Origin of the sequence: Paenibacillus alvei DSM 29 (assembly GCF_000293805.1) — a bacterium.
GTDB lineage: Bacteria > Bacillota > Bacilli > Paenibacillales > Paenibacillaceae > Paenibacillus_B > Paenibacillus_B alvei.
Genome location: NZ_AMBZ01000007.1, coordinates 119462 through 134731, shown reverse-complemented (window position 1 = coordinate 134731; position 15270 = coordinate 119462). Strand labels below are relative to the sequence as shown.

Below are 15270 nucleotides of genomic sequence, written 5' to 3'. Positions count from 1 at the left end.
CGTTAGCTGTTCCTCCCGCCATGCATTTTTTTCATGATCAAGTCCAACTCTTGCTGGCTCAGTCCCGCTTCAGGGAAATCTGAAGGCGTGAACGTATCTGCAGCAGAATGATGGCAATTTGCGATGATGGCGTGAAGCGTTTCAGTAAAGTCATTCGCTAACTGCTCAATGGTGCTCTTATGATGCAAATTCGTACTGTAGGTAATCATCAACTGCAGTTGGTTATTGACTACCATTCCTGCCACATCGATAAGGTGCTGACGTGAATTGGATAGTTCATGTGTCATCCCGCCTGACTCAGAAGCCGGCTGGAATAAGCCGCCTTCCTCATACATAGATGACATCTGACCCAAGTAGTTGTAGCTCACCTCCACCGTAGGGAACTGCGCCAGTGTATGATTTCCTCGCTCTCCTTGATCGAGATAACGCAATATACCGTAGCCTACGCCACGATCTGGTACTGCCCGTAATTGCTCCTTGACGGCAAGAAGTCGGGATACGGGTTCCGTCTCATAACCTCCGTCAAGCAAGACCGGATAAATTGCAGTAAACCAACCTACTGTACGAGACAGATCCGCTCCCTGCACAATATCTTCACGCCCATGTCCTTCCAGATGAACAAGCAGAGTGCTGCTGCCTGTCCAGCGTTCCATGGCAGCAAGAAGTGCAGTCAACAATACTTCATCAATGCGCGTCCGATAGACGGCTGGTACATTTTGCAGCAATCTCTGTGTGCTCTCTGCATCAAGCTGAACGCTGATGCCTTCAGATGACGCATGAGTATTGATCATCGGAATCTGGTCATCGCTTACTGGATAATCAAGTGGGAGACGCGGTACCCATGCCATCGCCATGTCTTCCCAGTACTCGAGCTGCTGTCTGTATGCTCCCTTGGCCGCTTCTTCTGCAAGCATATGAGCCCATTGCCGGAATGACGTCGTTTTGGCTGGAAGCTCTACCGGATGTCCTTCTGCTAGCTGATTATATACTCGCTCAGCGTCCTCCAGCAGGATGCGCCACGATACGCCGTCTACGACAAGGTGATGAATCGTTAAGAAGAGTCGTGCTGGTTGACCTCCTCCCAATTCGAACAAGGCAGCGCGCATCATAATCCCGCCAGACAAGCTTAAGCTGGCTTGCAGTCCGGCGGCGATCTCTTCGATTTTGGCTGACTGCTCCACCTGCTCCATCATGGAGAGATCGAAGTGTGCAAATGGTACCTCGGCCTGTTCTAGCTCATCATTGCATTGTGTCCAGCCATGTTCGTCCTCGTTAAATCTCATGCGCAGCGCATCATGATGGCTGATAAGATGATAGATCATTTGTCGTACGATATCCGGGCTTACTGAGTCCGAGTGCAGCTGCAGCATGAACGATTGGTTCCAAAGATCACGGTTGACGAGCGGCAGCTCGAAAAACCAGTGCTGCACAGGAGTAAGCGGAAGCGGCCCCTGCACCAATCCCTGTTCTGCTTGAACCGTTGTCGTCGTTTCCACGACCATCGCAAGCTCCGCAATCGTCTGGTATTGGAACAATTGCTTCGGTGTCAGCTTCAAGCCTGCTTGCGAAGCACGTGCCACAATCTGAATACTTAGGATCGAATCTCCACCCAGTTCAAAAAAGTTATCATGAATGCCAACCTGCTCTACCCCGAGCACATTCGACCATATTTCCGCCAAAATTCGTTCTACTTCCTCTGTAGGTGCTGCATACCCTTGAGAAGAAGTAAACTCAGGTTCAGGCAATGCATGGCGGTTGACTTTGCCGCTAGGTAGCAGTGGCAATTCATCCAGCACCACAATGACAGTCGGAACCATGTAGTCCGGCAGTTGTTCCTTGAGATAGGCACGCAAATTGTCGCCAGTCAAGTGTCCGCCTGCCTGAGCTTGCACCGCATACGCCACCAGCCGCTTCTCTTTGGAGCCGTTTGTCTTTGCAACAACGATAGCTTGGCTAACATCTGGATGTGAGCTGATTTCCTTCTCAATCTCACCAGGCTCAATACGGAAACCCCTGATTTTCACTTGATGGTCAAGGCGTCCGAGGAACTCCATATTTCCATCCGGCATATATCGAACCAAATCACCTGTTTGATATAAGCGTTCCCCTGGTACAAAAGGACTGTCTACGAACTTCTCCGCTGTCAGCTCAGGCTGATGCAAGTAACCATGCGCCAATCCGTCTCCCCCGATATAAAGCTCGCCAGGCAGCCCTATTGGCACCAAACTTTGGTTTTTGTCTAATATGTAGCATGTAGTGCCCGTGATTGGTCTCCCGATCGGAATGATAGAACCCATTTTTTGCGGGAACCTATAACAGCATGTAAATGTCGTATTTTCCGTAGGACCATATCCATTAATTAACTCCAAGCCGTCTAATGCCAGCGCCTTCTGCACATGCACCATGCTTAGCGTATCGCCGCCAGCCCATAGCTGCTTCAATTGACACAGTCCGTCCAAGTTCTCCTCTACCATCGTATGGAAGAGCGGGGCTGTCAGCCAAGCAACGGTAACCTTATTGCTCTGCATATATTCGCCAAGCTCCTGAACAGAAGGCAGCCCTGGAGGCATAATTGCTAATGTACCGCCATTTAGCAAGCTTCCCCATACCTCGAACGTTGACGCATCGAAGGAGATAGGGGCAAATTGCAGCATAACCTCACCTGATCCGAACCGGGCAAAGTCGAGTCCTTTCACAAGCCGAACGATGCCGAGATGCGGGATAGATACTCCTTTTGGTCGTCCGGTTGAGCCTGAAGTATAGATGATGTACGCCAAATGTTCAGCACCGCATGACAGCTCAGGCGCATCCGTCGTTTGCTCTGCAATCATCTCCCATTCTTGATCCAGCAAAATCATTTTCGCTGCCGTCTTAGGCAGCTTATGCTGTAATCGATCCTGTGTGAGCAACAGCGCAATGTTTGTCTCCTCCACCATGAACATAAGCCGTTCTGTCGGATAATCCGGATCAAGAGGAACATAGGTCCCTCCAGCCTTTAAAATACCAAGCAGGGCTGCAATCGCATCAAATGAGCGTTCCAACGCAATCCCGACAGGGACATTAGGACCGACCCCATGCTTTCGCAAATATTGGGCAAGCTGATTTGCTCTCGCTTGCAGTTCGCGGTAAGTAAGCTGCTCTGACCCAAACACAAGTGCAATTGAATCAGGGGTACGTGCTGCTTGTTCATCGAACAGCTCATGCACCGTCTTATCGCGCGGGTAATTCCCAGCCGTATCATTCCATTGGTGAAGCAGAAGACGCTCCTCGTCCTCGGTTAGCATTGAGATGTTACGAATGCTGTCATGAGATTGCTTTATTATGCCTGCCAAAATTCGTTCTAAGTGTACTGTTATCTGTCTTATCGTTGCTTCACTATACCGATGAGCATCATAACTGACACGCAGTTCCAGCTCATGACTAGGAATGACCGTTACAGTAATCGGATAATTCGTCCGCTCATATGCCTTAACTTCAAGCAACTCCAGCTTCTGAGCTGACTCCATCTCCAGTTCGGCTATTGCTGCTGCTACTTCCGGTGAAGCCTGCAGCACAGGATAGTTCTCGTAGACGACGAGACTTTCGAATAGTGACGTCCCACGCTTCACCTCACTCCAGCTATGAACCTGGGCTAACGATGCATATTCATACTGCCTCATGTTGGTCTGCACTTCTTGCAGCTCACGCAGCCAGTGCAATACTTGCTTGTGCGGCTCTATGTATACACGAACTGGCAATGTATTGATGAATAAGCCAACCATCGTTTCGACCGCATCAAGATCAACCGGTCTGCCCGCAACTGTCGTTCCGAACATAACGTCTGCTTCCCCACTATAACGACTGAGCAGAAGTGCCCATGCCCCTTGGATTAACGTACTGATCGTAAGCTGTTGACTGCGTGCAAAAGAGTCAAGCTCGTTCGTCAACACGGCGCCAATTCCGACCATCATCTCGTCATACTGTATTTCTTTATGTTCCGCAGCCGCCGCTCCCATTATGGCAGTAGGGCTCTCTATTCCTTGCAAATAGCTCTTCCAAAATTCCTCTGCCAACTTCTGATCTTGCTTGTCGAGCCATGCAATATAATTGCGATACGAAGGTACTGGATCAAGACTTACAGATGTACCCTCCGCATGCGCTTCATACAAGAGGAAAAATTCGTGAATGACGATTGGCACACTCCACCCGTCAAGCAATAAATGATGGAATGTCCAGATAAACTGGTTCACATTGTCTTCAAGTCGTACAATCGTGAAGCGCATCAGTGGCGACTGCGCGAAATCAAAGCCCCGACGGCGATCCTCCACGAGCAAGCTCTGCAACATCTCTTTGCGCTCCTTCGCTGGAAGCGAACGATAGTCCAGCACCTCCACATTCACCGGCGCCTCGTCGCAAAGTACGAGATGCGGGCGTTCCAGCCCTTCCCATTCTACATGGGTGCGCAGAATCGCATGCCGAGCCATCACTTGCTGCCAAGCTTGCGTGAATGACCGCACCTGGAATGGGCCTTGAAGCGTAAATACACTCTGCTCGCAATATAGGCTCGCTTCCGGAGCCTCCAACGAATGGAATAGCATTCCCTCCTGCATTGGTGTAAGCGGAAATAAATCTCGCAACGCATTGTTCCGAGCATAGACTTGATCAAGCTGCTGTTGCGTAACTTTGGCAAGCGGGAAGTCTGAAGGCGTTACCCCTACCGCATCAGGTAGCTGGCAATGGGAGATGATTCCAACCAGTTCTTCCATATATCGATCCGCAAGCTGCTCAATGGTAAGTGAATTATAATTGTTGTCGCTGTACGCCCACGTCACATGAAGCGAGCCGCCCACAATCATGCCGGATACATCAAGTAAATGCTGACGAACGGTTGACGGATCAACCTCAGCTCCCATAGATTCCGCAGCGACGCTAAACAGAGCATCTCCGCTGGATCCCAGCGTCTGATCAAATTGACCCAAATAATTGAAGCTAAGCTTAGGTGACGGGTACTCCTCAAACGGCCTGAGCATTGGTGGTTGAGCTACATAACGCAGCAGCCCATAAGTTAAACCTCGATTTGGTACAGCACGAAGCTGTTCTTTAATAGATTTCAACTGTTCACCGACTTCATCTTGCTCCGTAAGCTCAAGCAGGAGTGGATACATGGAAGTAAACCAACCCACCGTTCTCGATAAGTCAATTCCTTCAATTACCTCTTCTCGTCCATGCCCTTCCAAATGAAGCAGCAGCTTCTGATCCCCTGACCACCATGCCATCGTACGCGCCAGTGCCGTCAACAGCACATCGTTAATTTGGGTTCGATAAGCCGCAGGTACATCGTGCAGCAATTGCCGCGTCTCTTCGGCAGACAGGATGCGAACGGTCTGTTCAACAGTTGCGGCGGTGCTTGCTCCTTCTCTATCCACAGGGAATGCTGGTTCGTACGTGTTTCGTTCCCCGAACCAGTAAGCAGCATCTGCCTGTACTTCCGCCGAACATGCATATTCCGTCTGCTTCTCGGCCCATTCCCGGAAGGAAGTTGTTTTGGCTGGAAGCTCCACAGGTTCATTGTCGACTAATTGTTCACAAACGTTATGTAAATCTTCCAACAAAATGCGCCATGATACACCATCCACCGCTAAATGATGAATAATCAACAGTAGTCGCCCCGCAGTACCTTCCCCAAGCTGGAAATAAACAGCCTTAATCAGATTTCCTTCAGCCAGTTGTATGCTACGCTGCACCTCATCAGCTGCCTGTTCAAGCGCTTCCGCTTGTTGGTCTTGCGGCAGATGAGACAGATCTACTACAGCGAATGGAATCTGTTCCGAGATGCCCGCATTATGCTGCACCCATCCCTCTGAACTTCGCGTAAACTGCATTCTTAGCGCGTCATGATGGGCAACCAGATGGCCAATCGCATGCCGCAGCACATCTATACTTAACTTCGGATTGACGGTCAGCACCATGCCTTGGTTGAAGTGCTGCGGAGCTGAAAACTCTTGCTCGAAGAACCAGCGCTGTATCGGTGTAAGCGCTGCGGAGCCTTCGACGACTCCTTGTGCCGCTGTAGTCGTCTGCATCTTCACCGCTGCATGTGCCAGTTCTGCAATCGTTGGATGAGCAAAGAGCTGCTTCGGCGTAATATACAGACCTTGTTTTTTGGCGCGGCTAACAATCTGAATGCTTACAATCGAATCGCCGCCCAGGCTAAAGTAGTTGTCATGAATGCCGATCGGTTCAATCCCAAGCACATCCGACCAGATCTGAGCGAATTGTTGTTCCACTTCAGAACGAGGTGCGACATAAGTCTCGGTTTCCAGTGTAAGATTCGGTTCAGGCAGCGCCTTGCGATCGACTTTGCCGTTCGGTGTAAGCGGAAACGCGTCAATAATCATGAAAGAGGCAGGCACCATATAATCCGGAAGCCGCTCCTTCACATAGTGGCGCAGTTCGGCCCCTTGCACCGCAATAGCAGTCGTGTCTGCCAGCGTAACATAGGCAACCAATCGCGGGTCACCCGCCGACGTCTGATGCACAACAGCCAATGCTTCGCTAATGGCAGGATGCAAGGCAAGAACAGTCTCCACCTCACCCAGTTCAATACGGAAGCCGCGTATTTTTACTTGATCGTCCTTGCGGCCGATATATTCAATCTCTCCATCTGTCCGATAGCGGCATAAATCCCCCGTAGCATACATCCGCTCATCAGGTGATGATCCGAACGGATTGCGGATGAATCGTTCGGCAGTCAATTCGGGTTGCCTCCAATATCCTCGTGCCAGACTTTGTCCAGCCACATACAATTCCCCTACAGCGCCCACAGGAACAAGCTGCAGATGCCGATCCAATATGTACGCCTTCGTATTGGCAATCGGTCGACCAATCGTTGGCGCTTCTTCGCTATCTCTTCGGACAGGTATGAATCCGCTCGTAGAAACGACCGTATTCTCCGTCGGTCCATAGTTATTGACTAGTTGGAACGGCAGCTGTTCTGCTGGGTAGCGGTGAAGCTTATCGCCGCCGACCAGCAGCACGCGCAGCGATAGCTGATTCGGCCACGGTAAGTCAAGCAGTCTTTCACCAATCGGTGTCGGCATGAAACTAATTGTAATATGCTGCTCAACAATCCAGTCTCTCAATTGTTCAGGTATAAGCCTCGTATCTTCGTCCGGAATGAACAGGCCTGCACCAGCCGTTACATACGGCCAGATTTCCCATACAGAAGCATCAAAGGCAGTACCGGCCAGTAAAGTGGCACGATCGCTCTCCGTCACCTTATACGCATGTTGATGCCAATTGACCAGATTAAGTAGAGCATAATGTGTAATCTCTACTCCCTTCGGTCTACCTGTTGAGCCCGAGGTGTAGATAACATATGCCACATCGTCAAGATCTGCCTCACATATGAAGGCTTGAGCATTATACTGTTCGATTTGATCCCATTCTGTGTCTAGGAAAATAACCCGAGCGCCGTGGTCAGGCAGCCGATCTTGAAGCCGCTGCTGGGTAAGCAATACCTGTACCGCTGTATCTTCTACTATAAATTGCAGACGCTCCTTCGGGTATTCGGGATCAAGCGGAACATAAGCCCCGCCCGTTTTCAAAATGCCCAGCAGCCCGACAATCAGTTCAACCGAGCGCTCTGCACAAACGCCTACTAATGATCCTTTCCCGACACCTGCTTGCTGCAGAAATCTCGCCAGCTGATTAGACCGTTCATCCAACTCTTGGTAGGTGATAGATACGTCTAAGCTTGATACTGCAATCTGGTCGGGCAGCTGCTGCGCCATCTGAGCCACGCCATGAGGAACGGGACTTGTAAGCGCAAGCGGCAGCGCGGTATCATTCCATTCATGCAGCAGCTTCTGGTACTCTGCTTCAGGCAGTGATGGCAGGTCTGCAAGCGTGCGCTTTTCATTGTGGACAATGCTTGTCAGCACAGCTTGCAGTTGCTCCAGCAACCTCTCGATAGCATCGCCTGTGAATCGATCACATGCATACAGCATCTCAATTTTCAACATTGACCCTGGTCCTGCGACGATAGTCAAAGGATATCCGGTTTGCTCGAAGCTTTGCACTGCTTCCAGCTTTAAATTCCCTTGCTGTTCAATCACACTGCCGTCAATCGGATAATTCTCGAACACGACAATACTATCGAATAAGCGTTGTCCCTTTGGCAGCTCACTCCAATTCTGTACCTGCAGCAGCGGACTGTGCTCGTACTGCCGCAATTGTGTCTGATAAGCTTGAAATTCGCGGAACCAGTTAATAACAGTAGCATGACCTGGCACCTGAACGCGAACTGGCAATGTATTGATGAACAAGCCAACAATGGACTCTGCTCCCGGCAAGTCGTGAGGACGGCCTGAAACAACTGAACCGAAGACAACATCCTCTTCACCACTGTTCCTGCTCAGTACAATCGCCCAAGCACCTTGCAGAAGCGTGTTCAGTGTCATTCGATTACGGCGTGCAAATGCTTGCAGCTCTGCGGTGATATCCTCAGGCAGTATAACCGAACATTCGTCATACTGCTGCCCTACTTGTGCCGGAGTTCGGCCAATTGCTATCGGCGTCGGGCTTGAAAATCCTCGCAGTTGATCGCGCCAGAACGCTTCTACCTTCGACATATCCTGTTTCTTTAACCATGCGATATGATCGCGATACGGCCGCGAAGCATCGAATACTCCATCTACTCCTGCACGGAGACATTCATATTGGGTAAATAATTCGCGGAACAGAATTCCAAGGCTCCATCCATCTAAAAGTAGATGGTGGATCGTAATAACAAACGTGTAGCTCTGTTCCGCCATCTGAATCAAAGCAAGCCGCAGAAGCGGAGGCTCGCTTAACACGAATCCCCTGCTTCTGTCTGCTTGTAGATACGCTTCAAGACGATGCGGCTGCTCCTCCTCTGGGACGGAGCGCCAATCAAGAAGTTCCTGCGTAAGCTCAACTTCACGGTTCACAATTTGAATCGGTTCTTTCACATCGTCACTAATGAATGAAGCTCGCAATATAGCATGCCGCTGTACAATGTGCATCCACGCTTTATTCCAAGCGGATGGATCCAGATCCCCCTTGAAACTCAAGGAGGACTGGACGACGCATACGCCAGAATCAGGCGCATATAAACTATGGAATAACATGCCTTGCTGCATAGGGGAAAGCGGGAAAAAATCTTCAATGTGATTAAGGCTCATTGTATATACACAATCCTTCCCGAATCAGAATACCTGGTGAATGTCTTGTGCTGTCAGGAGCCGGAATGCTTCTTGATTGCGTCAAGGAAGCCGTCCAGTTCAGATTGATCCCAACCAAATTCGGCAAAATCAACGGCAGAATATGCATCAACAGGAGTTCCCGTACTCTGCAAAATAATCGTGCGAAGCGTTTCTGCAAACTCGGCCATCAGCCGTTCAATTGTCGCTCTTTCGTACAGATGTGCGTTATAGCACCATTCCACCTGAAGCTGGTCATCATGGAGATAGCAGTTTATATGGAGAGCAACATCGAGCTGTGTATGTTCCGACCAATCAGCCCCGATGGATTCCTGTGCAAGCCCAAAATAATCGGAGTTCCATGTCTGATCTGACGGCTTGATATAAGTAAAGCGAATTGACGGTTTCGCCTGCTCACGAAGCTGTCGTGCCATCTCTCGGTTCGGACTTGCATATTTCAGCAGTCCATACCCGATTCCATTATCAGGCACACGACGCAGTTGCTCTTTGACAGCAGCCATTACTTCCTGAACAGATTGGCTATCTCCTAGCTCTAGACACCATGGAAATTGATAGCTGAAGCAGCCCACGCTGCGTGACAAGTCCAATTTGAACTTGTCAATGAATCGCTCTTCCTGCAATTCAACGAACAATGAACGCTGCGCCGTCCATGATGAGATGGTTACGGCTAGAGCAGCGAGCAGTATTTCCCGTGCTTCGACACGGAACGCCGCAGTTGCTTGGTGCAACAGATCTGCCGTCTCCTGCTCGGTCAGGGAAAGGTTCAGCTTGCTGCTCATTCCCATCGTGGTTACATCGGCCATCACATCCAGATCAACATGTCGGTCAACCGGAAGCATCGGCACCTCTTGCTGCGTCATGCATGTCCAGAATTCCGGCTCCGATGTCGCATTATCTGACAGAACTTGCGATTTCAGCTGCTCGGCCCATGATTTGAACGAGGCCGTCTTCAACGGCAGTTTAACAGTCCCATCTTTGCTCAATTGTTCATAAGCTGTCTGCAAATCTTGAAGCAGAATGTGCCACGAGCTGTGATCGATTGCCAAGTGATGAATGGCAATGAACAATCTAGCAGGAATTCCCGGTCCAAGGTCGAACAGCGCTGCGCGGATGATCGGCCCTTCGGTTATATGGAGACTCCGCTGCAGCCGTTCTGTCTCTCTCTTGATCGCCTCCTTCTGTGCAGCTGTTGACAGATCAAACAGGTCAATGAACTCCAATATATGCTCATCTGGCTCAGCTTCGTTTCTTTGCTCTACGATGCCATCTGTTATCGCAAATCGCAGACGCAATGCATCATGATGAACAATGATGCTGTGGAATGCTTGTGACAGCAACGTGATATCAATCGATTCCGGCACTGTCAGCAGTCTGGACTGGTTCGCATGATGCGGGTTCGTCATTGCTAGTTCGAAGAACCATTGCTGGTGCGGTGTTAATGGAATGTCACCAACAACTGGACCTTGTTCGCTGCCCATCTGTACCGCTTCTGCCAAGAGAGCGATCGTCTGATGATCGAACAGATCCTTCGGTGTCAGCTTCAACCCGGCTTGGGTGCAGCGGAAAATAATCTGAATGCTCACAATCGAATCCCCGCCGAGCTCGAAGAAGTTGTCATGAATGCCAACCTGCTCAATACCGAGTACCTCTTCCCATATAGCTGTCAAGCTGCGCTCTACCTCATTGCGCGGCGCGACATACGAGCCCGCATTCAACATCTGTTCCCATGCAGGTGCAGGCAGCTGCTTGCGATCTACCTTGCCATTAGCCGTCAGCGGCAGGGCATCAAGTATGACGAAAGCCAGCGGCACCATGTAATCAGGAAGCCGTTCCTGCAAGTAGCTGCGGACGGAATGGACTGCTCCGTCATGCTGGTCATGCTGGTCATCCTGTTGCTTCTGATGCAGCACGATGTATGCAACCAATCGTTTATCACCTGGACGATCCTCACGTACGATGACGGAAGCCTCTCGTACTGCTGCATGCTCCGCAATGGCCGCATGAATTTCACCCAGCTCTATGCGATAGCCGCGTATTTTCACCTGATCGTCATTGCGTCCAAGAAATTCAATATCACCGCTTGGCAAATGTCTGGCAAGATCGCCTGTTCGATACAGCCGTTCTCCTTGTACAAACGGACTGTCGATGAACCGCTCTGCCGTCAGATCGGGACGGTTCATATAACCGCGGGCAAGGCCCTCACCGCCAACATACATCTCGCCTGGCACTCCTTGCGGAACCGGACGCAGCTTGCGATCCAATATATATACCCGTATATTGGCGATCGGTCGGCCGATGGATGGAGCACTCTCGCTAGGTGACTTGCTGGACTGCGTCGGAACTTGACAAGCCGTGGCAACAACAGTCGATTCCGATGGGCCGTAGTGATTATGCAAGGCAAACGGCAGTGTATCTGGCGGATATTGAGCAAGTCGATCACCACCAGTCAGGATGGCGCGCAGCTTGCAGCTATCCGGCCACTCCAGCGTCAGCATCGGTTCAGCGAGCGGCGTCGGAATGAAGGAGAGTGTAATCTCATTTTCGAGCAGCCAGTTGCGTAAAGCGACCGGATTCAGTCTCGTCTCTTCATTTGCAATATAGATGCTGGCTCCTGCCGTTACATAAGGCCACAACTCCCAGACGGAAGCATCGAAAGCAACACCTGCCAGCATTGTTGCCCGGTCGGCTGCCTGAACGTCATATGTCCGGCGATGCCATCCGATCAGATTCATCAAGCCGCGGTGGGTAATCTCTACCCCTTTCGGCTGACCTGTCGATCCGGAAGTAAATATGACGTATGCCAGTTGATCCATGCCAGCCGCTGCAGGAAGCTGAACTTGAGCGCCAATAGCTGCTTCTACTGCTTCAAATCCTCCATCCGCCTCAGCACCTTCACCCACTACAGCCTGCAGTTCATGTTCTGCCACTACGATACGCCCAGCGAATGGAGGCAGCTGCTCACGTACCCTCTCTTGCGTCAGCAGCACTTTCACTTGCGCTTCGGCGAGCATATATGACAGACGTTCCTGCGGATAAGTCGAATCCAGTGGAAGATAAGCCCCACCAGCCTTCCAGATGCCAAGCATACCTGCTACCGATTCGATAGAACGCTCCATGCAGATAGCTACAATATCACCGCTTGCAACACCATTTTGAATGAAACTGTACGCTAATCGTTCAGCCATGCGGCTTAACTCGCCGTAAGTAACGGCTTGCTCCTCAGATACAATCGCAACAGCGTCCGGCTGTATCCGCACCTGCTCTGCAAACCATTCCGCAACAGTTTTGTCAAGCGGGAGCTCGGTACTAGTGCTGTTCCATTCCATCAATGTCTGCTTGCGCTCCTGTTCAGAGAGAAGCTGCAGATTGCCAATTTTCTGTGCTGGCCGATTCGCCATCTCTTCCAGCAGTGTTCCTAGATGTCGCAGCATGCTCTCTATGCTGGAAGCTGTAAACAGCTTCGGATCGAACAACACTTGCAGCTGCAGCTCGTCGCCAGGTATCGCAACCAAGGTGATTGGATAGTTCGTCTGTTTGTACGCACGGGAGATTTGCAGCTGCAGCGCATCTGGATGATCTTGCTCCAGAACGTCTTGCACCGGATAGTTTTGGAATACAACAAGACTGTCGAATAACGGAATTCCGTTCGGCACATCGCTCCAGCCTTGCACTTGAACGAGCGGGCTATACTCGAACTGTCGAATGTCGACTATCTGCTTGTTCAACTGATTCAACCACTGCTGAACTGCTTGCTCTTCATCGATAGCTACACGCACTGGCAGCGTATTAATGAATAGACCGACCATAGATTCGACCCCTGCAAAATCAGCAGGCCGACCAGACACCGTTGTACCGTAAATAACTTCTTCCGCTCCACTGTATCTGCTCAACAGAATCGCCCATGCTGCCTGTACGATCGTATTGAGCGTCACTTTTTGCGTGCGCGCGATTTGATTCAGACGTGCCGACAGCATATGGGACAAACCAATGGTCTTCCAGTCTGCCGCTATCGAGGAACTGGACGACGAACGCTTCATCGGAAGCGGCGTAGGTTCACTTATCCCGCGAAGCATATCCTGCCAAAAGGCTTGGGCTTGATCCATATCCTGCTCTTGCAGCCAGGCGATATAGTCCCGAAACGGACGTACGTCATTCAGTTCTACAGCAGCATCCTTCATATATGAATCGTACATATGTACGACTTCGGATAGTATGATCGGAACGCTCCAGCCATCAATTAACAGATGATGATGACTCCATACGAGCGAATGGCGATCCGCTGCCTCTTTGAATAAGGTAATACGCATAAGCGGTGCCTGCGTCAAGTCGAACCCGCGATCAATGTCTTCCTGAAGGAACTGTGACAAGCGAACTGCTTGCTCCTCTGCCGCAAGATGCTGCCAATCCACTTCTACGAACGGCAACTCTACCGCGGCTAGCACGGCTTGATGCGGTTCAGACACCCCATTCACAACGAGTTGAGTTCGTAAGATGGAATGTCGATTAACTACCTCTTGCCAAGCGCGGCGGAACTGCATCACATCCAGATTTCCTTTGATCGAGAACGCCGTTTGTTCAAAATAGGTTGATGATTCTTCGGAGTATAACGTATGGAACAGCATTCCTTTTTGCATTGGAGACAGTGCATATAGATCTTCCAAATGAGTGATTCTGGCGATGATCGTATCCAATTGCTGTTGGTCGACCAAAGCCTGCGGAAAGTCGGACGGTGTAAGCACAGACAGTTCCGCAGCGCGAGGTATACACAATATTTCTCGCACAGACTGCACATAGCCAGCGGCCAATCGTTCCAATGTTTCCTTCTTATGAAGGTTCTCACTGTACATAAAGGTAAGTTGCAGCTTGCCACCCGATACCGCCGCATTAATTTCAATCGGATTCGATCTTGGAGATGACGGGCTTTGCATCGTTCCTGTTGACTCATGAGCGAGAGAGAATGTTCCATCCTGCATCACTTGATCGAATTGTCCTAAATAGTTAAAGATAATGTGCGGCTCTGCCATGGCCGCCAGCCGTTCTCGTACGGCATCATCTTCACTCAGATAGCGAAGCAAACCGTATCCGATTCCATGCTTTGGAACTAGGCGAAGCTGTTCTTTTACTTTTTTGAGCGCATCCAATTGGGAATTTGTATGTTCGATATCGATCTTAAGCGGGTACACAGCTGTGAACCAGCCGACCGTTCGTGACAGATCGATGTCTCCGACCAATTCCTCGCGTCCATGTCCTTCGAGATGAATAAGTACAGCTTCTTGCCCAGTCCAGCCTTTGACAGCAAGCGCCAATGCCGTCAACAATACATCGTTTACTTGCGTTTTGAACACCGTTGGCATGTCTTGCAACAGCATTCTCGTCTCTTGCTCATCGAGCGACACCTCAACCGATTGCACGGAAGCGAACGTATTCGCTGCTGCTACATCTTGTGCACTCAGCTCAAAATCAAGCGGTAGCTCAGCCGAACCTGACTGTTCGAGCCAGTAGGATAGTTCTTGCAACACTCCCGGCTGCTGGGCAAAGGACTGAAGTTCTGTAGACCAAGCAGTATATGAGGTTGTCTTGAGCGGCAGTGTTACAGTTTGATCCTGTATGAGTTGCGAGTAAGCAGCCTGCACATCTTCAAGGATAATTCTCCATGACACGCCATCCACGACCAGATGATGTGCAAACAATAGCAATTTTGCTGGTTGCGTCGCCCCTGTGTCGAACAGTACCGACTTGAAGAGTGGTCCTTCGGTCAAATTCAAGCTCGCTTGCAACTTGTCTGCATGCGCTCGTAGCGCATCACGCTGCTCGTCTGCTGACAGTGCGGACAAGTCGAATCTGTCAACTGTATACGCTGAACTCGCCTCTGCTATTTTCTGCACCCAGCCCGACCCTGTCCGCTCGTATTGTGCGCGCAGTACATCATGATGGTTCAACAAATGCACGAATGCCTGCTCCAGAGCAAAAATATTTACTGGTTGCGCTATCGTAAGCATGACTGCCTGATTCCAATGGTGAGGTTCCGTCATCGACTGCTCAAAGA

Annotated in this window: 2 protein-coding genes (1 of these 2 running past the window's edge); both read right to left on the bottom strand. The window is 50.5% G+C overall.

Annotated elements, in window-relative coordinates:
* Nucleotides 1-2: 2 nt before the first annotated feature.
* Nucleotides 3-9185: a non-ribosomal peptide synthetase gene (locus tag PAV_RS22030; RefSeq protein ID WP_005549939.1), complete on the bottom strand. Its 9183-nt coding sequence runs from the start codon at nucleotides 9183-9185 to the stop codon at nucleotides 3-5.
* Nucleotides 9186-9238: 53 nt separating this feature from the next.
* On the bottom strand, nucleotides 9239-15270 hold the final stretch of the coding sequence (locus PAV_RS22025; RefSeq protein ID WP_157267146.1) for a non-ribosomal peptide synthetase. Its footprint extends 6517 nt past the window's final position; the window shows 6032 of its 12549 coding nt (coding positions 6518-12549); its start codon lies beyond the right edge, outside the window; its stop codon occupies nucleotides 9239-9241.